Annotated in this window: 21 protein-coding genes; 10 read left to right on the forward strand and 11 right to left on the reverse strand. The window is 38.4% G+C overall.

Features of this window, described 5'->3' with window-relative positions:
* The 3 genes from P0Y49_20410 to P0Y49_20420 all read left to right on the forward strand — a co-directional run bounded on the left by P0Y49_20410 (position 1) and on the right by P0Y49_20420 (position 3,055).
* On the forward strand, positions 1-1,476 hold the full coding sequence (locus P0Y49_20410; protein ID WEK19144.1) for a DUF5687 family protein: 1,476 nt from the start codon (positions 1-3) through the stop codon (positions 1,474-1,476).
* Positions 1,477-1,505: 29 nt separating this feature from the next.
* On the forward strand, positions 1,506-2,204 hold the full coding sequence (locus tag P0Y49_20415) for an ABC transporter ATP-binding protein (GenBank protein ID WEK19145.1): 699 nt from the start codon (positions 1,506-1,508) through the stop codon (positions 2,202-2,204).
* Between the two features lie 170 nt (positions 2,205-2,374).
* A complete protein-coding gene (locus P0Y49_20420) occupies positions 2,375-3,055 on the forward strand; it encodes an OmpA family protein (protein ID WEK19146.1) in 681 nt (226 codons plus the stop codon).
* An 87-nt stretch (positions 3,056-3,142) separates the two neighbouring features.
* Here the strand turns inward: P0Y49_20420 and P0Y49_20425 are convergent, their stop codons facing one another.
* Positions 3,143-3,487 carry a hypothetical protein gene (locus tag P0Y49_20425; GenBank protein WEK19147.1) on the reverse strand — a complete coding sequence of 115 codons (345 nt, stop codon included), beginning with the start codon at positions 3,485-3,487 and terminating at the stop codon, positions 3,143-3,145.
* A 126-nt stretch (positions 3,488-3,613) separates the two neighbouring features.
* Here P0Y49_20425 and P0Y49_20430 point away from each other — a divergent pair, with 126 nt between their 5' ends.
* Together P0Y49_20430 and P0Y49_20435 are read left to right on the forward strand one after the other, a co-directional pair.
* Complete coding sequence (locus tag P0Y49_20430; protein WEK19148.1) at positions 3,614-4,627, forward strand: Gfo/Idh/MocA family oxidoreductase; 1,014 nt, start codon at positions 3,614-3,616, stop codon at positions 4,625-4,627.
* A 3-nt stretch (positions 4,628-4,630) separates the two neighbouring features.
* Entirely contained in the window at positions 4,631-5,413 is a 783-nt protein-coding gene (locus P0Y49_20435) for a zinc-dependent peptidase (GenBank protein ID WEK19149.1), read from the forward strand.
* Position 5,414: 1 nt separating this feature from the next.
* Here P0Y49_20435 and P0Y49_20440 read toward each other — a convergent pair whose 3' ends face one another.
* Both P0Y49_20440 and P0Y49_20445 read right to left on the reverse strand, forming a co-directional pair.
* Positions 5,415-6,404 carry an alpha/beta hydrolase gene (locus P0Y49_20440; protein ID WEK19150.1) on the reverse strand — a complete coding sequence of 330 codons (990 nt, stop codon included), beginning with the start codon at positions 6,402-6,404 and terminating at the stop codon, positions 5,415-5,417.
* 160 nt (positions 6,405-6,564) lie between these two features.
* Positions 6,565-8,865 (reverse strand): TonB-dependent receptor, encoded by a 2,301-nt coding sequence (locus P0Y49_20445; protein ID WEK19151.1) that lies wholly within the window; start codon positions 8,863-8,865, stop codon positions 6,565-6,567.
* Positions 8,866-9,627: 762 nt separating this feature from the next.
* On the opposite strand from P0Y49_20445, the gene P0Y49_20450 reads away from it, so the two are divergent.
* Positions 9,628-10,020, forward strand: a complete 393-nt coding sequence (locus P0Y49_20450; protein ID WEK19152.1) for a response regulator — start codon at positions 9,628-9,630, stop codon at positions 10,018-10,020.
* 42 nt (positions 10,021-10,062) lie between these two features.
* On the forward strand, positions 10,063-10,536 hold the full coding sequence (locus P0Y49_20455; GenBank protein WEK19153.1) for a nuclear transport factor 2 family protein: 474 nt from the start codon (positions 10,063-10,065) through the stop codon (positions 10,534-10,536).
* Here the strand turns inward: P0Y49_20455 and hisS are convergent.
* The 3 genes from hisS to pdhA form a co-directional block, all read right to left on the reverse strand.
* Positions 10,533-11,918, reverse strand: a complete 1,386-nt coding sequence (gene hisS / locus P0Y49_20460) for a histidine--tRNA ligase (GenBank protein WEK19154.1) — start codon at positions 11,916-11,918, stop codon at positions 10,533-10,535. The two genes, P0Y49_20455 and hisS, sit on opposite strands and share 4 nt — an antisense overlap.
* An 86-nt stretch (positions 11,919-12,004) precedes the next feature.
* Positions 12,005-13,639, reverse strand: a complete 1,635-nt coding sequence (locus P0Y49_20465) for a 2-oxo acid dehydrogenase subunit E2 (GenBank protein ID WEK19155.1) — start codon at positions 13,637-13,639, stop codon at positions 12,005-12,007.
* Between the two features lie 30 nt (positions 13,640-13,669).
* Positions 13,670-14,665 carry a pyruvate dehydrogenase (acetyl-transferring) E1 component subunit alpha gene (gene pdhA / locus P0Y49_20470; GenBank protein WEK19156.1) on the reverse strand — a complete coding sequence of 332 codons (996 nt, stop codon included), beginning with the start codon at positions 14,663-14,665 and terminating at the stop codon, positions 13,670-13,672.
* A 396-nt stretch (positions 14,666-15,061) separates the two neighbouring features.
* Here pdhA and P0Y49_20475 point away from each other — a divergent pair, with 396 nt between their 5' ends.
* From P0Y49_20475 to P0Y49_20485, 3 genes are all read left to right on the forward strand, one after another.
* Positions 15,062-15,616 carry an NlpC/P60 family protein gene (locus P0Y49_20475; GenBank protein ID WEK19157.1) on the forward strand — a complete coding sequence of 185 codons (555 nt, stop codon included), beginning with the start codon at positions 15,062-15,064 and terminating at the stop codon, positions 15,614-15,616.
* A 65-nt stretch (positions 15,617-15,681) separates the two neighbouring features.
* Positions 15,682-16,791, forward strand: a complete 1,110-nt coding sequence (locus P0Y49_20480; protein ID WEK19158.1) for a CapA family protein — start codon at positions 15,682-15,684, stop codon at positions 16,789-16,791.
* Positions 16,792-16,886: 95 nt separating this feature from the next.
* Positions 16,887-17,816 carry an SPFH domain-containing protein gene (locus P0Y49_20485; protein ID WEK19159.1) on the forward strand — a complete coding sequence of 310 codons (930 nt, stop codon included), beginning with the start codon at positions 16,887-16,889 and terminating at the stop codon, positions 17,814-17,816.
* A gap of 73 nt (positions 17,817-17,889) precedes the next feature.
* Here the strand turns inward: P0Y49_20485 and P0Y49_20490 are convergent, their stop codons facing one another.
* From P0Y49_20490 to P0Y49_20510, 5 genes are all read right to left on the reverse strand, one after another.
* Complete coding sequence (locus tag P0Y49_20490) at positions 17,890-20,073, reverse strand: carboxy terminal-processing peptidase (GenBank protein ID WEK19160.1); 2,184 nt, start codon at positions 20,071-20,073, stop codon at positions 17,890-17,892.
* Between the two features lie 152 nt (positions 20,074-20,225).
* Positions 20,226-20,909, reverse strand: a complete 684-nt coding sequence (locus P0Y49_20495; GenBank protein ID WEK19161.1) for a hypothetical protein — start codon at positions 20,907-20,909, stop codon at positions 20,226-20,228.
* 60 nt (positions 20,910-20,969) lie between these two features.
* A complete protein-coding gene (locus P0Y49_20500; GenBank protein WEK19162.1) occupies positions 20,970-21,539 on the reverse strand; it encodes a DUF1543 domain-containing protein in 570 nt (189 codons plus the stop codon).
* Between the two features lie 13 nt (positions 21,540-21,552).
* The gene (locus P0Y49_20505) at positions 21,553-21,990 is read right to left on the reverse strand and encodes a low molecular weight phosphotyrosine protein phosphatase (protein WEK19163.1); all 438 of its coding nucleotides are present in this window, start codon (positions 21,988-21,990) and stop codon (positions 21,553-21,555) included.
* 52 nt (positions 21,991-22,042) lie between these two features.
* Positions 22,043-22,849 carry a S1/P1 nuclease gene (locus tag P0Y49_20510; protein ID WEK19164.1) on the reverse strand — a complete coding sequence of 269 codons (807 nt, stop codon included), beginning with the start codon at positions 22,847-22,849 and terminating at the stop codon, positions 22,043-22,045.
* Positions 22,850-22,890: the final 41 nt, after the last annotated feature.

Here is a 22,890-nt window from a genome sequence, read left to right on the forward strand (position 1 = left end):
ATGCTTTCAACCTTTTTAAATCACCAATGGAGGGCCTTTTGGCGCTCAAGAAACAAAGGCACCAGCATTGCCGCACAGCTATTTCTAGGTTTTATCATACTTTACCTATTGACGGTTGCCCTCATTTTAGGTTTTGGAATGGAAATGATTATCGGTAAGCTTTTACCCGGAAAGGATGTATTTTATGTTTTTAACGGTATAATTCTTTATTATTTTGCAGTTGACTTTTTAATGCGACTGAAATTGCAAGAGTTGCCTACGCTAAGCATTGTCCCCTACCTTCATTTGAAAATCCCCAGGCAAAAAATAGTGACCTTTCTAAACATCAGATCCCTGTTTAGTGCCTTCAATATTTTACCCTTATTTATTTTTATTCCCTTTTGCTGCACTGCAATTGTCGATGTATATGGCCCGCTTGTTGCCATAATGTACATTATTGCTATTGTTTCGCTCTGCGCCTTCAATAATTATACGGCGATGTATATTAAACGTCTCACCACCGTAAGTCTAAAAGTTATTATAGGGATTATTATTGTAATTGGCAGCGTCATATTACTCGAATATTTTAAAATATTTTCTATTACCAAAACTTCTAACCGAATATTTGCCTTTATAACTTTACACCCTTTAACCGCCTTTGCCTTTACATTCGCTGCTATAGTCGTGTACATCATAAACTCCAAATATTTGCGTAGCAATATGTACACCGAAGAACTGAGCACTGCCCAGGAAAAAAAGGTGAGTACAACCTATCCATTTCTTGATAGATTTGGAGCAGTAGGTGTGTTAGCCGCTTTAGAGCTTAAATTAATCTTCAGACACAAACGGCCAAGATCAGCTATTACCATGAGTTTAATTTTCATGCTTTATGGCTTCATCTTTTATAGAAAAGCAGAATTAGATCGGGATCATATCGGCATGATGATTTTTGCAGCGGTATTTATGACGGGAAGTAGCATTAGCATCTACGGACAGTTTATGTTTGGCTGGCAGGCAGCTCATTTTGATGGTTTAATGGTCAACAAAACCAATCTTACAAATTTTATAAAAGCAAAATTCCTGTTATTTACAGCTATATCTACTATAGTTGCTGTGATAACCAGTCTTTATGGGTTGATCAGTCCCAAAATTTTACTCATACAGTTTGCAGCTTATTGCTATAATATAGGTATAGGAACCATCATTGTACTTTATTTTGCAACCTGGAATTCCAAAGCTATCGATTTAAGTAAAGGCTCCTCATTTAATTACCAAGGCGTTAGTGCTGGTCAGTTTATCTTACTAATCCCTTATTTTTTAATTCCCTATGCTTTTTATTTACCTTTTGCATTAAACGGATACCCTTACTGGGGCCTGATTTGTTTAGCCTTATTTGGTCTGGCTGCATTGAGTACCCGCAGCTTTTGGATTGCATTCCTGGTAAAAGAACTAAGTAAAAGAAGATATACGATTGCTGAGGGCTTTAGAGCCAATTAAAGAATATTAGAAAACGTCAGAAAAAAACCATGATCTTAGAAATTACAAATTTAAAGAAGGTATACGGCAATAAAACTGTTGTTAACATTGATGATTTAAAAATCAATGCAGGAGAAACCATTGGACTTGTTGGCAATAACGGCGCTGGTAAAACAACACTTTTCAGGATTTTACTTGACCTAATTCGCCCCAATCAGGGGCAGGTATACTCAAAAGGTACAAATGTGGCGGATAATGGTGAGTGGAAAACATATACCGCTTCTTACTTAGACGAAGGCTTTTTAATAGACTACCTAACTGCTGAAGAGTATTTTATATTTATTGGCAGTCTACATCATTTTAGTCCGGCACATGTAATGGACTATCTAAAACAATATGAAGAGTTCTTTAATAATGAGATTTTAAATAAAGGAAAATACATTAGGGACTTCTCCAAAGGAAATCAAAATAAGATTGGTATTGCTGCTGCATTAATGCAGAAACCGGAATTACTTGTGCTTGATGAACCTTTTGCAAACCTCGACCCGACCACCCAGATTAGGCTTAAAACATTAATCAGATCCTTAAAAAATGAGCATTCACTAACCACTTTAATCTCTAGTCACGACCTGAACCATGTTACAGATGTTTGTGACAGGATCATTCTTTTAGAAAAAGGCCTGATCATTAAAGATTTCAGTAAAGACGAAAACACGCTAAAAGAGCTGGAAGAATACTTTTCGGAATAAAAACCAGACTGTATAGAATTATGGTCACATTAAAGTTACTTAGTTACATTTTATTAGTCACACAATAACTTTTTCAGGTTTATTTAATGATGTCACAACCTATAAATCCGGAAACAATAAACTTGGCATTAGGTTTGATTTATGTTCAAAATAAAAACAAATGAAACATTATGGTGACTTCAAAATTTAAAATAGCAACATTTAGTATCGCTCTGGCCATCGGTTCAATGGCATTTCAAGGATGCGACAGCTTAACAAAAACACAAAAAGGTGCGGGTATTGGTGCTGCAGCAGGCGGTGTTCTTGGTGCTATTATTGGTAAAAAAGCTGGTAATACAGCCGTAGGTGCAATTATTGGTGCAGCTGTTGGTGGTACTGCGGGTGGTTTTATCGGAAAAAGAATGGATAAACAGGCTGCTGAAATACAAAACGCCATTCCTAATGCTGAAGTAATTCGTGAAGGTGAGGGTATCATTGTTAAATTTGATAGTGGTATCTTATTTGGCTTCGATAAATCGGATTTAACAGCGCAAGCAAAAACAAACATTAAATCTTTAGCAAGCTCAATCAACCAATATCCTGGAACAGACATTAAAGTAATTGGTCATACCGATAATAAAGGTACTGAAGCTTACAACATGGCCCTATCAGAAAGAAGAGCTGCAGCTGTTAAAGCCTACGCAGTTTCGCAAGGTGTTCCGGCATCACGTCTGATTACTTTAGGTAAAGGATTTTCTGAGCCAATTGCAGACAATTCAACAGAAGAAGGAAGAGCTGCAAACCGTAGGGTTGAAGTTGTTATCGTTGCCAACGATCAATTGAAAAAAGAAGCTCAGGCACAAGGAAAATAATTAGCACATCTATATCTACCTATAAAAATGAAACCCCGAAGTACATTGTTCTTCGGGGTTTTCATTTTTAAACACTTTATGAGGTTTCTATTCGTAGATATCTTCGAAATAGTTTATGGCCAATGACTTAAGCAACAGCTCCTGCTCCATCATCGCAAATGACGGAACCGGCTTAACTAATTTCCAGTGTGGCCAGCCATCCTGATCCAGACCTTCCAGCTCATAGAATCCCATTTCACTTAACAAGCGACAGGTAGCAATGTGCATCAACTCCTCCTTTTGGCGTTTACTGTATTTGCCAGGCCCTTTACCAAGTTCCTGTACTCCAATTAAAAACAGCACTACCTTCAAATCCGGAATATCAGAACTAAACTCCTTCGCTATTCTTTCTTGCAAAATTTTCCATTTTGCATGTGTTTCTGCAGGCTTCATAATACAAAGATACAATTAGGACCTCAGCTTTATTACAATAAACTTTGGCAAATAGTAAGTGATTTAACTAAATTTAGCACACAATAACGACATAAGTCTAAAGAATCATCAAACTAAATTTTGCGAATGAACACTCAAATTGTAACTGGTATAATGGCATTTGGAATGTCTGGAAAAGTTTTTCACGCTCCTTTTATAGATAAACATCCCGGATTTAAGCTACATGCCGTAACCGAACGTAACCAGAAAAGCGCAGCTTCCATTTACCCTGAAATCATTAGCTACGATACGATTGAGGATTTGCTTTCGGATGAGAAAATTGACCTTATCATTATAAACACTCCCAATTATACACATTTCGATTATGCCACAAAGGCCTTAAAAGCGGGTAAACATATTTTGGTTGAAAAGCCATTCACCGCTACTTCGGCAGAAGCAAAAGAAATATTTGAACTGGCCGGAAGTGTAGGTAAGCAGGTATTTGTTTACCAGAACAGAAGATGGGATAGTGATTTTAGTTCGGTACGGGATGTAATTGAAAGTGGACAACTTGGAAAACTAAATGAAGTTCATTTCAGATTTGACCGTTACCGCGCCGACATTGGGCCTAAAACGTTTAAAGAACAACCTATTGCCGCAAGTGGATTGATTTACGATCTGGGACCGCATTTGCTTGATCAGGTAATCAGCATATTCGGAAAGCCTGATTCATACCATAAAATACTGGGAGAAAATCGCAAAGACACCAAGGTGAATGATTATTTTTCTATTCATTTGAGCTATCCAAACAGTGTCAATGTTTTTGTACACGCTAATCTATTGGTAGCTGATCCATTACCTTCATTTGTACTACACGGAAACAAGGGATCATTTATAAAAGACCGTACGGATGTGCAGGAAGAACAATTGCTACAGGGCATAAAGCTAACTGATCCCGGCTATGGCATTGAACTTCCGGGAAAAGCAGGTAAGCTAACCCTTATAGATGATCAGGGGAATAAAATTCAGCATTTAGTGCCATCCTTAAAGGGAGATTATATGCCTTTATTTGAGGCCATGTATCAAAGCATTACCAACCAGCAAGCATATCCAATAACAGCAGCACAAATTATCACACAATTAGAAATACTGGAATCATAAACCATGAATACCATCTTCTTTATCCTGATCCCATTATTTATTATTGTTGTTTACTTTATCCTGCGGGGCAATATTTTTAAATCGAAAGCTATTCCATCGCTTACTGCGGAAGAACGCGACCTGCTTTCAAAGCAGGTCCATTTCTACCAGCAATTAGGCGCAGAAGATAAAAGGAAATTTGAAGCTAAAATAGCCGCCTTTTTAGGCTATGTGCGCATTGAAGGGATTGACCTTGAGGTAAACCCATTAGACCGGATATTGGTTGCCTCCAGCGCCATTATACCGGTGTTTGGTTTTGATGACTGGAAATATAAAAACCTATCCAGCGTACTTTTGTATCCGGATACCTTTAATAAAGATTTTCAATTTGAAGGTAAGGAGAGAAATATTCTTGGGATGGTAGGCGAAGGCTATATGAACGGACAAATGATACTGTCACGTTCGGCTTTACAACGTGGTTTTTCTAATGCTGCCGGTAAAGAAAATACGGCCATTCATGAATTTGTTCACCTATTGGATAAATCGGATGGGGCAACAGATGGCGTGCCGGATAACCTGATGAAGCATGAATATACAGTACCCTGGGTAAAAATGATACATCAGGAGATGCAGCAAATTGAGAAAGGCAAATCGGACATTAACCCCTACGCCATTACAAATGAGGCTGAGTTTTTTGCTGTAGTATCCGAGTACTTTTTCGAAAACCCTAAGCAGTTGAAGGCAAAACACCCCCAGTTATACCAGATCTTATCTGAAACCTTTTTACAGGATCTCGCCAGTAAATAACTTAAAGACTACCGAGTAGGGCTACGGTAAACTCGGTAGGAATTTCAATGTGTGGAATATGACCACAACCATCAAATTCAATAAGTTTGGCCCCCGGTATTTTAGCAGCAGTCTGCTTTCCTAAGAATCTGTATTGGCCATATAAAACTTGTTGATCGGGGCTAAGTAGTCCCTTCCCCACGATTGTTTTATCCTCTTTACCAATAAACAGAACCGTTGGTACCCTTACATTGATAAACTCGTTTACAACCGGCTGCTCATAAATCATGGTATAAGTCATCGCTGCAACCTTCGCCCATCTTGGAAAATCAGCACTAAAGGTAACTCCGGCAGCAATATTTACCAATGTTTCATATTCGGGTTTCCAAACCGTAAAATAAGAGCTTTGGTAGTATTTTCTAATGCTCTCGGCTGTCGCTTTCAGCTCTGTTGCATATTGTTGATCTGTAGTCACATAGGGAATAAATCGACGATAATCTTCTAATCCTATAGGGTTCTCAAGCAGCAGCCTTTCTGTTTGCTCAGGGTACATCAGCGCAAAACGCGTTGCCAGCATCCCACCCATAGAATGACCTAGCACACTTGCTTTCTGGATACCAAGGGCATCAAGCAAAGCTTTATTCCATGCAGCCATTTGATGAAAACTATAATGAATGAATGGTTTTGAAGATTTGCCAAAGCCAATCTGATCGGGAACAATCACCCTAAAACCTCTACTGGTTAAAGCTTTGATCACTTCAGTCCAATAGTACCCGCCAAAATTCTTACCATGAAAAAGCATTACCGTTCTGCCATTTGCCATTTGTGTAGGCGCAACATCCATATAGGCCATGCGTATATCCTGCCCTTCTACCGATATAGGAAAGTATTTTACAGGATAAGCATATTTAACATTTTCTAAAGTAATGGATAAAGTATCTGCTTTTTGAGCCTGTACAGTGATAACCAAACAAAGGATAGCGAAAATGGAAAGTGATAGTCTTTTTAACATAATTAGTTTTTAAAGCGACAATAAAAGGGAGCGAAAGTGCTAAACTTAAGCATTATTTATTTTTCCGTACAAAAATAAGCGAATATAGTTGACATAAATATAGCCTAAACAATGTGTTAGCGACATTGTTTAGGCTATATAAATAAGCGATGATTATTGACTATAAAAAGGGAACGCTAACACCAAATGTAACATTACGCCCCGGGTTATAAATACCAACCGGTTTGTATCTGCTCATATTGTTGAAATATTCCTTATTTAAAAGATTTTGTCCGGTTATCCATACGTTCAATTTACCTTTACCTGTTTTGAAACTGGTACCAATACCTGCATCTAATAAAGTGTAACCATTAGTTTCCGTTTCAAAACTATCAAAACGATTTTGTTTAAATGCATTGGTCAAACCAACTTTAATGTAACTATCCGCTAGTCCTTTAATAGTTGGTTCAAACCGTAATTCGTTATTGATGGTGGCCGCCGGGATGAATGGCAGGGGCTGATCAGTTGCCCTGTTCACACCTTTGGTGTAAGAGAAAGAGTTCTCGAAATGCAAAGATTTCACCAGGTGAAAATCAACAGAAGCCTCTCCACCCAATAAATCTGCATTGGTTTGTACATAACGATAAACCGGCAATGTTTCTATGCTTCCATTCTCATTATGAAGTGCAATGGTTTCATTGTTAAAGTTCCCCGGATAAATATAATTGAAGATCCTGTTGGCATAGGCATTTAACCCAAAAGTTACCTTCTCGGCTGTATACTCTAGTCCCAGATCGAACTGCATACTGGTTTCCTGCTTAAGATTGCTGTTACCAATTTCGTACCTGAAGGTTCCTTCATGTCTTCCATTAGATCCAAGTTCTGCAATGTTTGGTGCTCTGAAGCCCGACCCGGCATTACCCTTAAGCATCAGGTTTTTTGCAACTTCGAAAGCAAAACCCACTGAACCTGAAACATTAGAAAACTTATTGTTAAAGCCAGTAAAAATTTGCTCTCCATTAAAGTTCAAATCTTTGCCATCAATCTTTTTGTAGTCATAACGCACACCCGCATTGATAGCTCCTTTGGCGAAGTTGCGTTTCAAATAAGCAAATGCACCGATATTGTTGCTGTTATAATCAGGGATTAAAAACTCATTACCACTATTGACATTTTTTTGGTACATGCCCTGCACACCAACAGCAGGTTGCCACTCACCCATATTAGGAAAGTTGTACTTTATATCATAGGTATATGATTTAAGGTTTAGGTTTAAACCAGGTTCCTGTTTGCTTTCGGCAAACTCTTTCCTGATGTTATCCTGATAAGCGAATACTGTTTTCAATTGCCCCTTTCCCAGAATAAAATTGCTATTCAGGGCCGTCCGATAATGTGTGATATCTTGAAACGGCAAACCTATACTTCTTTCCTTTGCTTCTGCCTGAGTGATGATTGCTCCATCTGCATTTAAAAAATTACCTTCAGCATCGGGACCATTCTCCACAAGACCGATATTGGTATGGAAGCGCGAGAAGGTCAGGTGCGAATAACCCCAGCTTTTATTTAAACCTAACATCCCATTAAAGTTTAATTCATTAAATCCTGAATTTGGCACTGTGGTATCCTTATAACCAAAACCGTACGCATTTTTATAGGATGCGCGTCCACGATAAACAAAACCGTTATCATTTCCCTGCAACATTAAAGAAGAGGCGGTTAATCCATTATTGGTACTGTAAGCAGAAGTAAGGTTACCGTTGTGTACACCTGGGGCAGGAACAAGATCGTCGATCACATTAACCACTCCACCCAAAGCATCCGAGCCATACAATAAACTTGCCGGTCCTTTTAAAATTTCGACCCTTGATGCCGAGAACTGATCAACCTCAATACCGTGCTCATCACCCCATTGCTGCGCTTCTTCTCTTGCACCATCAACCATTGTTAAAACCCTATTGTAACCAAGCCCCCTTATGATTGGCTTAGAGATAGCACCGCCAGTAGTTACCTGAGATACGCCCGGAATTTTAGAGATGGCATCAACCAGATTTGTTGCACCAGACTGGGTCAACTCCGTTTTTCCAACCGTAACCACAGATAAACTGTTGGTTTTATTGTTAGAACTGAACGGCGAACCGGTGATGACAACCTCTGCACTCTCGATAATAGAGGGTGATAAAGAGATCATTAAATTATGTTGGCTACTCAGATCGACAATCGCCGAATAAGTTTTATATCCCACAAACCGAACTTCAAGTAAAAACTTTCCTTTTGCAGGCACGTTTTTAAGGATAAACTCCCCTTGATCATTGGTGGTGGTAATAGCTTTCAGATCCGTAATGTAAATGGTTGCACCAGGAAGCGGTGCTTGTGTAGTGGCATCAACAACTTTACCCCTAAACTGGGCAATTTCGGTAGCAAAACTTAGTACCGGAAAAAATAGATATAGTGCTATGAATAGTAAAAGATGTACTCTTTTCATCAGAATAAATTGTTTAAACGACGGCACCAGCATGTAATCATACTGATCCATCCAAATAATAAATAAGGAATTAAAAACAGGTGTTACCTGTGAATTGATTATTATTAGGCTACAGGAGGACCCCGAAGCGCCTGATCAATTAATTCTGTATAAGACCCACTTATGATATGGTAGGTTTTGGATACAGGTTTCCAAACCAGGTAAACCTGAAACTGATGTTTAGTGGTAATGTAATTTTTCTCGAAATGAGCCTCGCAGACTAAACAATGTTCCGTTTGATTGCCAATATGCAACTTATGTGTACATGTTTTTTCTTTAATCGAACAGTGGGGCTCATCGTGATGATGATGGTGAAAAGCACTAAAAGGCGTAAGTGCTATGGCAAATACCCATAACAACAAAATCGATAATATCCGATGGATATGTAAATGCCTTTTCCTCAATTCGAGTCAAAACTAACAAATTCTATAGAATTATATTCAATTGATTTATAACATTGCCAATGTATGACCTGAATTATAAAAATAAAAAAGAGGAACAACCGCCACAATTGCTCCCCTTTTTTAACCTAAAACTAAAAACTATATATAAGACTATAATAATTGTAAAAGGTTTCATCGGGAACATGTATTTTTATTATTTGTAATTATTTTATTTAAGCAAAAGCTACTTACGAATAAATATTATTGTTTAAAAAAACCAAATAATCACGCTACAAAACGTTCTACTTGATATATTTGTATCTACAAATCGCCTCCTACTTTGAAAAAAAAAGCTGTAACATTTAAAAAGATCCTTGTAATTGAGGACAACAACGCTATCCTGGATGTGATCACTTTAATTCTGCAAAGTGAATCTTATAAGGTTACCGGATTAAGCAAAAGTGCCGATATGATGACGCACATAGATCTACATAAGCCTGACCTGCTTATCCTTGATATTATGCTTCCTGATGGAGATGGAAGAGAGTTGTTAAAACAACTGAGGACAAATGCACCAACAGCGCGTTTACCAGTCTTGATGATCTCGGCAAAATATACCGCACAGAACATTCAGCATGGCGAATATAAACCGAATGGTTTTTTACCAAAACCTTTCGATATTGATGACCTGCTGGATCGAATTGAGGGTATCCTTGCCGGAAAAACCTACTAAAGCAAGAATGTAATTTCGTAAATTAGGTGGAAACTAAGACTTATGAGCACTCAGGAAGAACTGATCCATCATTTTTACACCAGCTTTCAGCGCAAAGACGTGCAGGCTATGCAAGATTGTTATGCAGACAATGCTTCTTTTAGCGACCCGGTCTTTACTAATCTTAACACCCTGGAGGTAAGATCTATGTGGGCCATGTTGCTTAAAAACGGCAAAGATATGCGCCTGGAATTCAAAAATATCAGCACTGATGAAACCGGCACTCATGCCGAATGGGATGCCTGGTATACCTTTTCAGCTACCGGCAACAGGGTGCACAATCATATCTGCGCTTCATTTATCATTGAAAATGGTAAAATCATAAAGCACACAGATCACTTTAGTTTTTATAAGTGGGCAAAGCAGGCGCTTGGTTTTACCGGTCTCCTGTTAGGTTGGACAAGCTTTATCAAAAATAAAATCAGGGCAAAGGCCAGAAAAAACCTGGAGGCTTTTATGGCTCGTGGCGCTAATTAATTTTTCAAAAGCTCAACAATAGCTTCGACAGTTAATTTTTGCTGCTGTCCGCTATGCATGTCCTTCAATGTTAATAAGCCTGTTTGCATCTCATCACTACCAATCAAAACCACACAAGGGATATGCTTATCATCGGCATAGCTCATTTGCTTTTTAAGCTTCGCTGAGGCAGGATATAACTCTGCGGCGATATTTTCCATACGTAAGCGCTGTAAGATCGGCAGGGCGTATCTTTCGGCTTCCTGATCAAAATTACTGATCAGAACCTTAGTACATGCAGCAGTCGATTCAGGAAAAAGGTTTAATTCCTGTAATACATCATAGATTCTATCGGCACCAAAAGAGACACCTACTCCGGTTAGGCCCTTTAAACCAAACATGCCTGTCAGGTCATCATACCTACCACCGCCACCAATGCTGCCCATGGCTACTTCATTCGTTTTAACTTCAAATATGCAACCTGTATAATAGTTTAATCCGCGCGCAAGGGTAATATCAAGTTCTACATTAGGTCTTAAAGATGAATCGGCTTTCAGCATTTCGTTTACATAATCGAATACCGTTTCTATTTCTTTTATCCCTGTTAAGCCAGTTTCAGAAGTTGCCAGCACGGATTTTAGACTATCCAGTTTCTGCTCATTTGTACCCTCCAGTAAGATAACCGGTTTTAGCATCTCAATATCATCAGCAGTAAAACCACGTTCTATCAGCTCTTTGATTACCCCATCCAAACCAATTTTATCCAGCTTATCAATAGCTACCGTCATGTCGATGATCAGTTCAGGTTTGCCAATTACTTCGGCGATTCCGGATAATATTTTACGGTTATTGATTTTTATGGTAAAGTCTTTTAATCCCAGATTGTTCAGCGCCTCCTGATAGATCAAAATAAACTCTGCTTCGTTTAATAAACTGTCAGACCCCACAACATCCACATCACATTGATAAAATTCTCTGTAACGCCCTTTTTGTGGTCTGTCGGCGCGCCAAACTGGCTGTACCTGGAACCGTTTAAACGGCAGCGAAATGTCATTCTGGTGCATCACCACATAGCGGGCAAAGGGAACAGTTAAGTCATACCGCAATGCTTTTTCACTAATGGATGAAATCATTGCATTCGAATTGGCTTGTGCCAACAAATCGGGTTTTACTTTAGAAAGGTAATCACCACTATTTAAGATCTTAAATATCAGTTTATCACCCTCATCGCCATACTTACCTGTTAAAGTGGAAAGGTTTTCCATTGAGGGGGTTTGTATTTCGGCGTAGCCATATTTTTTAAATACCTTTTTAACGGTATCAAAAATAAAATTACGTTTAACCATTTCCTGAGGAGAAAAATCTCTGGTTCCTTTTGCTAAAGAGGGTTTGATATTCGACATGAGCGCAAAAGTACAAAACTAACAGGCATAAAAAAAGGTTGTCTGCTTTTACGCTGACAACCCTTCGTATTTTTATGAATCCGGTTTTAAACCAATAACTTGATTGGTTCTTCCAATAATCCTTTAAGTGTTTGTAAGAAAGCAGCACCCGTAGCGCCATCAACCACACGGTGATCACAGCCAAGGCTCAGCTTCATAACATTACCCGGTACAACTGCTCCGTTTTTAACAACAGGAATTTGTTGTATCGCACCTACAGATAGGATTGCTCCATCAGGAGAGTTAATGATTGATGTAAATTCATCAATACCAAACATACCCAGGTTAGAAACAGTAAAGGTAGATCCTTCCCAATCTGATGGCTGTAATTTTTTAGCTTTTGCTTTCTGTCCGTACTCTTTAACCTCTGCAGAGATATGAGATAATGATTTACCATCAGCAAAACGAACCACAGGAACCAATAAACCATCTTCTACGGCCATTGCTACACCGATGTTTGTATGCTCATTGAAACGGATTTTATCTCCACGCCATGAAGAGTTAACCGCAGGATGTTGTTTTAATGCAACAGCAACGGCTTTAATGATAATATCGTTGAATGAAACCTTAACAGGAGCTACTGTATTAATAGCCGCCCGTGCAGCTATTGCACTGTCCATATCAATACTAATATTTAAGTAGAAATGTGGAGCAGTAAACAGGCTTTCTGCTAAACGTTTAGCGATCACCTTACGCATTTGCGATACCGGTTTCTCAGTAAACCTTTCTTCACCAATATATTGAGGAATAACAGGCGCAGCTTTCTCTGCAGCGGGAGCTGATGAAGAATCTGCTTTTACTGACGTTGCAGCTGCCTTAAAGTTTTCTATATCTTTTTTAATGATACGTCCACCGTCTGCACTACCTGCAACCTGTGCAAGATCAATTCCTTTATCTTTTGCAATTCTTTTTGCTAATGGAGATGCCTTTACGCGGTCTGTGCTACCAGATGAAACCGGAGCTTCTTCTTTTGCAGCAGCTTTCTCTGCAACAGGAGCATCAGCTGTTTTATCAGCAACAGGTTTTGCAGGTGCATCACCTTGACTAAGAATTCCACTGATATCAGTTCCGGCAGGTCCAACAATAGCAATAATGCCATTAACTTTAGCAGCCTGACCTTTTTCAACACCAATATGTAATAAAGTTCCTTCTGCATAACCCATCACTTCCATAGTCGCCTTATCGGTTTCTACATCTGCAAGGATATCGTCTTCTTTAACTTTATCGCCAACTTTTTTATGCCATTCAGCAATTACGCCTTCAGTCATAGTATCACTAAGCAAAGGCATTCTAACAACTGTAACGCCCATTTTCACTAAATCAGCTTCGCTTAAACCTGTAGCAGAAGTATTTTCTTCTTTCTTTGCTTCAGCAGGTTTAGCATCAGTTGCAGGTGCTGCAGTAGCAGCGCTTTCTGCATCAAGGGCAGCTTTATAGTCTTCACCCTCTTTACCTATTACAGCAATAACAGCATCAATTGGAACAGCCTTACCTTCTTCTACACCAATGTATAAAACGGTACCATCCCAATATGACTCTAAATCCATGGTCGCCTTATCGGTTTCCACTTCGGCCATTACATCGCCACTTTTAACTTTATCGCCAACTTTTTTATGCCATTTAGCCATTACACCCTCAGTCATGGTGTCGCTCATTTTGGGCATTCTAACTATTTCAGCCATTCTATAATATCTATTGAAATGCGTTCTTAATTAATCTTTTACGTAAGGATAATCCTGTTGCACATACACATCTGTATACAATTCTGATGCTTCAGGGAAAGGAGATTCTTCTGCAAATTTCACAGCGTCATCAACGATTTGCTTTACTTTAGCTTCGATTTCTTCAATCCAAGCCTCATTTGCATATTTCTCTTTCAAAACAACCTCTCTTACGGCCTCAATAGGATCTTTAGCTTTATATTCTTCTAACTCGTCTTTTGTACGATATTTAGCAGGGTCAGACATAGAGTGTCCACGATATCTGTAGGTTCTCATCTCCAGGAAGGTCGGACCTTCACCGGCTCTTGCACGCTGAATGGCTTCATCCATTGCATTGTGAACTGCAACAGGATCCATACCATCAACCGGAGCACATGGCATATCAAAACCTAAACCTATTTTGTAAATGTCTGTCATATTTGTGGTACGCTCCACTGAAGTTCCCATCGCGTAAAAATTGTTCTCACAAACAAACACTACAGGAAGTTTCCAAAGCATTGCCATATTAAATGCTTCGTTTAAAGCACCCTGACGGACAGCACCATCACCCATATAGCAAATATTTACATTGTTTGTGCCTTTATATTTTTCAGCAAATGCAATACCTGCTCCCAATGGAATTTGTCCACCTACAATACCATGCCCACCATAGAAATGATGTTCTTTGCTAAACATGTGCATTGAACCACCTTTTCCTTTTGAACAACCAGTAGCTTTACCATACATTTCTGCCATGATACTATCTGCACTTACACCTAAAGCGAGTGCATGAGCATGATCACGATAAGTAGTAATCATGGAGTCTCCTTGCTGCATAGCAGAAATTGCTCCCGCTACCACCGCTTCCTGACCGATATATAAATGACAAAATCCACGTATTTTTTGTTGTCCATAAAGTTGACCGGTTTTCTCTTCGAACTTGCGCATCAGCAACATCGACTCAAACCACTTCAGATAGGTATCTTTATTTATTTCTACTGCACTCATTTTGGGGTGTTGATTTTTTTTACGAGAGCAAATCTACTTTTTTATTGCAATATATCGAAGTAATTGATGTAAAATGCACACTATGACTGCATAAATAAAGCCACTGGGCAATGCTTCTAACAAGGTCAATATTAGCACATATAGCCAACTTAACAAATTAAAAGCAAACAGATCATAAAGAATGCAATCATAAGTTGCACCTAAAACCCGACTAGCCGAAACTTATATGGTGGAAAAAATTTGATACCTTTTGTTAAAATGTTAATAACTTTCAACATAAACTTAGCGGTATTTGGATAAGATTTGTAAAATGTATATGTTTGCCAACCAAACAATAAGCCCGCAGTGGTGTACGTTTAAGTGTAAGTGATTAATACCCAAACTTAACAGTATAACATGATAAAAAAGTTTTTGTTGTCCTCCCTAATTGGTTTGTGCAGTCTTACGGCTATCAAAGCACAAACGAAAACAAAAGAAACAAATAAATTAGCTGATCCAGACAATTTAGCTTCTCAATATTTTTCGCAAGTTATGGGTGTTGCAGTTGATGCAACTTCAAATGTAAAATTATACAAGTTCATTTACGAATGGATTGGTACCCCTTATAGATTTGGTGGAAATACACAAAAAGGAATCGATTGTTCGGCTTTTACCAAAGCAATCTATGACAAAGTTTTCAACACGACCATCTTGAGAAACTCACGTGATATTTTTAGCATGGTTGACCCATTACCTAAAGATGAACTGAAAGAAGGAGATCTGGTATTCTTCAAAATAAAAAGCCGCAGCATTACCCATATCGGAATTTACCTTGGAGACAACCGCTTTGCACATGCTTCTTCAAGCCGTGGCGTAGTCATCAGCAATTTAAACGAACCCTATTACTCAAGATATTTTTATAAAGGTGGCCGTATTTTAGACGGCGTTAAAGAAGACCTGATTCAGGAATAATCTTCCCCATCTTTTAAAGTACCGGTCCTTCTAATTCTTTAGAAGGACTTTTTTATACCCATATAATGATGAAATTTTCTACCCTAGGCTTTTTGTCCGCCGCAATTGTTCTTATTGCATCTAGTTGTGAAAGCAATAGCGCCGCCAGCGTGCCTAAACATCTGCCTACAGATACCATTAAGGTCGCAAAAAAAGATACTATATCTATCGTAGCTGTTGGCGACATCATGATTGGCTCTGCTTATCCGAATAAATCCAATCTACCACCTGATGATGCCGCAAATAGTTTTAAAGCAGTGGATCGTTTTTTAAGTGGGGACATCGTTTTTGGCAACCTCGAAGGCTGTTTTCTAAACAGTGGAAAATCAACCAAATGTAAAGACACCATTGGCAACAGCTGTTTTGCATTTAGAATGCCTGAACGCTATGCCGGAATTATTCAAAAAGCTGGTTTTAATTTGCTAAGCACGGCGAATAATCATGTCGGCGATTTTGGATTAAAGGGAAGAACAAGAACAGCGGCCATCTTAGACTCATTAAACATTTACTATGCCGGCTTACAATCACATCCCTTTAGCATTTTTGAAAAAGACAGTATTAAGTATGCCTTTTGTGCTTTTGCACCCAATGAAAATACGGTGTCGATCAATAAAGTTGACAGCGCCATACAGCTTGTTAAACGTTTAAAGGCTGAAGCCGATATTGTTATTGTTTCTTTTCATGGTGGTGCAGAGGGTTCGAAATATGAGCGTGTGCCTAAAACAAATGAAATATTTTACGATGAAAACAGAGGTGATGTATATGCTTTTGCACATGCCGTAATTGATGCAGGCGCCGATGTGGTTTTAGGCCACGGTCCACACGTTACAAGAGCCGTAGAGGTTTACAAGAATAAGTTTATTGCTTATAGTCTAGGCAATTTTTGTACCTATGGCATGTTTAACCTTAAAGGTCCAAATGGCATTGCTCCGCTGCTACAACTCAAAATCAATAGCAATGGAGATTTCCTATATGCAGATATTGTTTCGGTAAAGCAAGATAAGGTAAACCGTTTGACATTAGACCCAGGTCATCAGGCATTCCTAAAGATTAAATCATTAACAGACCTGGATTTCCCAAATCACAACCTTATTTTCTCCCAGAACGATCGTATTGAATTAAAAAAGGTGGACTAATCTCCTTTTAATTTATCGTTGGAATAATTAATGTTCAATAACACTGGAATAGTTCGTATCTTGAAATCATTATTTTCAAATTATAAAAACTTATTATGTATACGATGTATATTGTTATTTTCGTTCTCCTGGTAATTCTGGGAAGCTCTTTTGTTACGGTAAAACAGGGCACAATTGCTGTAATTACAATTTTTGGAAAGTACAGACGACTTTTAAGTCCTGGTCTAAGTTTAAAAATACCATTAATAGAAAGCATTCACTCGCGCATTTCGATACAGAACAGATCTGTAGAATTGTCTTTTCAGGCAGTTACCCAGGATCAGGCAAATGTATACTTCAAGGCTATGCTCCTTTATTCTGTAATTAATCGTGATGAAGAAACCATTAAAAATGTAGCCTTTAAGTTTGTGGATTCAACTAACTTAATGCAGGCTTTAATTCGTACCATCGAAGGCTCAATAAGGGCTTATGTAGCTACCCAAAAACAGGCAAATGTACTTGCACAGCGCAATGAAATTGTAGACCATGTTAAACATCAGATTGACCAGGTATTGGAAAGCTGGGGTTATCATTTGCAGGATTTGCAGCTGAATGACATTACATTTGATGAGGAGATTATGCGCTCGATGAGTCGTGTTGTAGCCTCAAACAACTTAAAAGCTGCAGCTGAAAATGAAGGTCAGGCTTTATTAATTACTAAAACTAAAGGTGCTGAAGCTGATGGTAATGCCATTAAAATTGCTGCTGCTGCCGAGCGGGAAGCTGCACAACTTCGTGGACAGGGTATTGCCTTATTTAGAGCTGAGGTTGCTCATGGTATGACTAAAGCTGCACAGGAGATGGAACAAGCTAACCTGGATGTTTCGGTAATCCTTTTCACCATGTGGACAGAATCTATCAAACAGTTTGCAGAGAATAGCGAAGGCAATGTAATCTTTCTTGATGGCTCAACAGAAGGGATGAACCGCACCATGAAAGAAATGATGGCTATGCAGACTCAAAAAATGAATGAAAGTAAAAAATAAATAGTTACTACATAAAAAAGGGTTTTATCATGCAATCATGATAAAACCCTTTTTTATGTAGTTGATTTGTCCTTTAATTAACCCCGGATGTATTCTTAACAACTTCTTTTCCTTTAGGATTGGTCAGCTGTATGAAATCAGCCATAATCTTCAAGCTCTCATCTTGAATAAAATCATAGCTATCCTCTTTCTTTATCTTGTCTCCTTTTTTTACAGGAGGCAAGCCTCTGGATGCTCTTAAAGCATTGATTTTAGCCAGGTTCTTAGCTTCAGTACTATCCCTTTCCGCCTTCAATTTATTTTCATTCAAAGGTACTGAAACCTCGTCATCACGTTTTTTAGACTCAGCGATGTCCTGAACCATGATTTTATAATCAAGTGATTTGTCCATACGTTGTTTATGCAAAGCAACCAGCTCCGGTTTAATCGGGTTCAGATCAGCCACGGGAGTAAAATCAGACCTCTTAACTTCATCCCAAGGTAAAGCTGAAGGTTCTGTATCCTCTCCAATTTTATCCATTGGATATAATGATGGAAACTGAACATCTGGCATTACACCTTTATGCTGAGTACTGCTCCCCGTTACACGATAAAACTTAGCCATTGTAAGATTAATCTGGCCCAGGTTAACACCATCTTTATCTGTTTTTAATTTTGTAGCTCCATCTTTATTGAGCAAGGCTGCAAGCTTTTGAAGAATAGATGGATTAACCAATTTATTCATATCAATTGAAGACTGAACGGTTCCCTTACCATAAGTTTGTGTTCCCATGATAATTCCTCTTCCATAATCCTGAATTGCCCCGGCAAAGATCTCTGATGCCGAAGCACTCAATCTGTCGACCATAACACCCAGTGGACCACTCCATGCTACGCCCGGATTCGTATCCTCACTCACCTCTACTTCGTTTTTAAGATCCTTTACCTGTACTACTGGACCTTTATCGATAAACAAGCCGGTAAGATCAATAGCCTCAACTAAAGAACCACCACCATTTGCCCTTAAATCCATTACAATTGCATCCACTTTATCACGGTTTTTCAAGGTATCAATCAATAGCTTTACATCACGTGTTGTACTTTTGTAATTGGGATCGCCAGCATTTGCCGCTTTAAAATCAGCATAAAAAGCAGGGACAGTAATGATACCTATTTTATAGGTCTGGCCATTCTCCTGAACAGTCTGCACTTTCTTCTTAGCAGACTGGTCTTCCATTACAATTTTCTCTCTTACCAACTCTATAATAACCGGTTTAGAAGACATGTCTTTACCCACCGGAATGATCTTAAGGCGAACTTTTGTGCCTTTAGGTCCTTTTATTTTGGCAACTGAATTCTCTATTCTCCAACCAATAATATCTTCAAATTCACCATCACCCTGCGCTACGCCAACAATTCTATCTCCGGCGCTCAACAGCTTGCTTTTAAAAGCAGGACCGCCTGGAACTACTTCAGTAATTTTCAATATTTCATTATCCAGCTGTAATCTTGCACCTATACCTTCAAAAGACCTTGCCATGTCCTCATTAAATTGTTGCGCATTAGTTGGATTAAAATAGTTTGTATGTGGATCAATAGTTCCGGTAAATGCATCCATGATGGTTTGAAATACATCCTGGTTATTTAATTTTGAAGCTTGCGACTTCAATGCCTGATAACGTTTTGTGAGCGTTTCTTCATTCTTAGCCTCAGGAGTGCCGGCAATCTTCAAATTAACCAGCTCATATTTAACCCTCTTTCTCCAGATATCATCCAGTTCAGCTTTTGATTTAGCCCAGGGCATTTTTTCGCGATCAAAGACATAAGTCTCATTCGAATTATAATTCTGCTTTACTTTAATTTCATTAAGGGCAAAATTGATAAATTCATTATATCGCTTTAAATAGACATTAAATATATAAAATGGGGCAGTTAAATCTCCATATCGGAAATCATCATCTAGTGAATATCTGAATTTCTCAAACTCCTTAATGTCTGATTGCTGGAAGTAATATTTATATGGATCCAGTTCCTTGATGTACTTATCCAATATCAGTGAAGAGATAGAGTCGTTAACCTTTATCTTCTTGTAATTATAATTTTCAATCAGTGCAACTATTTCCTTACATACCAAAGATTGTCTTTCATCGGGCACAATATTCGTTACCCCCTGAACCATTTGTTGAGGGTGTGGCGACGCGTGACATGCAAGAACAGCGGCAGTAAAGGTTACCAGTAATATCTTTTTTAACATCTCTTTAACTATTTTAAAATCCATTTTTATACTCAGCACTAATATGATACCAATTTTAGAAATAAAAAGAAAAGAGACAGTAATAATACTGTCTCTTTTATGTAAACATACTAAAAGTAGTCAAATTACTATAATAATGATATAAAAAACGATTTGTATGACAATTTATTATTCCACTATTTTTTTGCTACGGCAGCCTTGGCAGGGATCTGAGCCCTGGCATCTCTGATTTGATTTTTAAACTTGGTAAGATTTGAGGATTTGGCTAAAAGCTCCGCCCTGCTCAAATCTTTTAATGCAAGTGAATATTCCTTTTTCTTCGTTTTTACTTGTGCAATACCTAATATCGAGTCTATGTATGCGTTGTTATCGCCAACTTGTTTAGCCAGGATGCCTTGTTGCGTGTAGAACCATAAGGACTGTGTTAACTTATCAGACGCCAGATATATTTTACCTAACTGGTTATATGACTCCATCTGTCCTGTTCTACTGCCTATTTTAGCATAATTTTTTAAGGCTACATTAAGAGTTACCTGCTCTGCTTCTGTATAATGCGACATTAAATAATGAGCATTTGCTAATCTTAATAGGGCAGATCCATATTGGTTAAACTTTTTAGCGCTATTGTACTCAAATGCCGCCTTACTGAATAGCGTAATTGCATCATTTAAATCTCCTTGACGCTCTTTTTTATCTGCTTCGGCAAAATAATCATTCCCATCATTTTCTTCCAGATTAGACACAACAATATTCACCGCTCCATTTACCTGCGGGGGCTGTTGTGACAAAAAAGGATTTGCTTGGGACATGGCCTGATTAGAAATAAAAAGGCAAATCAATAGTAAACAAATTTTGTTCATCACCGCAAAGATAGGACAAATTTACATAAACAACTGTATACTAATCAAAAAGGAGAAATCTCAGACTTTACTTAGAGGTAGATAGCCCAGATGTAATTCATCTTCAAAAAGGGCCGATGCACGCTCTATTTGTATATGGAACCTGCTTTTTACACGGTCCGGTAATACATCAGCTATTTCAAATACATCGTCAACATCTACTCCATACTTATCATCGATATGAGAAACGGCTCCCTCAAATCCTGTATGTTTATAAAAGGTAGTTTCTTTTGCCAACTTGCTGGCATCTGCCATCGTATCTGCAACAAGGAGCATTTTATAATGAAGTTCATCAAATTCCCCTTGTTTGTATCCACCCAGATTGATAAAGAAAAGTTTATTTAAGTTGGCTTCTACCAACTCTGATTTAGCCGCTACTTTCAAGATATATCCGCCCACCGCAGTCACTTCGCGCCAGGCATCAATATGAATTTTACCATTTGCTTCAGGCCAGAAATCCATAATATCAGTCTTCAAGTCGCTTATTGAACTTCCAATACCAAAAAATACATCATGCTGCTCTGTATGCCTACCCACGGGTTTGCAACCAAGCAAAATCATAAATAATTTAAGCGTCCCGGTATCTTCCATTTCACAATTCAATTTATTTAAAATCTTCAATTAGTTGTTTGCACCGCTTTTCTATCTCCAGAAATACCGGTTCAAAGAGCTTATCATCAAAATAAGGATCAGTCACTTCAAGCTCATCCGGCAAGAACAACCGCACTTTATTCCGATGAGCTGCCGTTGAAGCAAGTTTTAATACATCTTTCAAATTATTTTGGTCCATAACCAGGATATGATCGAATTCATCAAACATATCCTGGTTAAAATGTCGGGCTCTTTGCCTGGAAATATCATAGCCATAATTGTTGGCTACGGCTATGCTTCTTTTGTCGGCAGGCTGGTTTACGTGCCAATCGCCTGTTCCCGCAGAAGAAATTTCCCAGCCTAAGTGCTGTTCATCGGCCAAATGGCGCATAATGCCCTCCGCAAGTGGAGAACGGCAAATATTACCCAGGCAAACCATTAGTATTTTCATCAGTATATCGTTTGCTTCTTAACGGCAAGAAGCTATCATGAGTTTTATTTACTTAACTATAAATGTCATTAAGAATATTAGCCAAACAAATTCCACCTTTTAAAAGCTGCTCATTCAGCAAGCCTACAAATTCGAAATTGTACTTATAGCTTAATTTTTCTTCAGGCTTGATGTTGGAATAAATCCTGTTGCAGGCCTGGTAAGATCCATAAACATAATCCTTTAATGAATAGGTTTTCCAGGTGCTTAATTGAGTAGGTGACGGAAAATCAATAGCGTTAGCATACTCCGTATAACTCAATTGCTGATATCCAATAAGTGCCTCATCCCAAACACGGTGCAGGTTAGATTTTTCACCAAACCAGGTCACAAAAACCTTATTTCCGCCCATATCTTCTTTTCTGGCTGTGTGCATTGGCTGATTTAAATCGCCAACCAAATGGATAAGCATGCGCATTGCCAACAATTTTTCGTCTGCAGTGCTTTGCTTATTTTTTAAAATGTTGGTCATATCAAGCACCTTATTGTATACATTCGGCCCTTTTTCAGTATCTAAAAAATTAAATACTCCCAGCTTATCCAGTCCTTCCGGTAGGTTTACAAAATGCCAGTTGTATAAATAATCGTATGCAGGATCGGATTTTATAAAATCGCCCCAGTTACTTGCCATAGCAAGACTTTCATTACCCAGGATATCTTTTACTCCTTTTCTTGCCTTACTGGTCAGGTGGCTTTCCGCAACCTGTCCAACTATTCTATGCCCAAGCATTCCCCATGCTCCTGCAGTTAGCGGCAAGTACAATGCAACAGCTAAAACTAATATTACTTTGTACCCGCTAATTATTAAATTCTTTATCATATTCATCAATGTATATTTACGCTTATCAAAAACCTGTATCA

This window comes from Candidatus Pedobacter colombiensis (genome assembly GCA_029202485.1).
Lineage (GTDB): Bacteria > Bacteroidota > Bacteroidia > Sphingobacteriales > Sphingobacteriaceae > Pedobacter > Pedobacter colombiensis.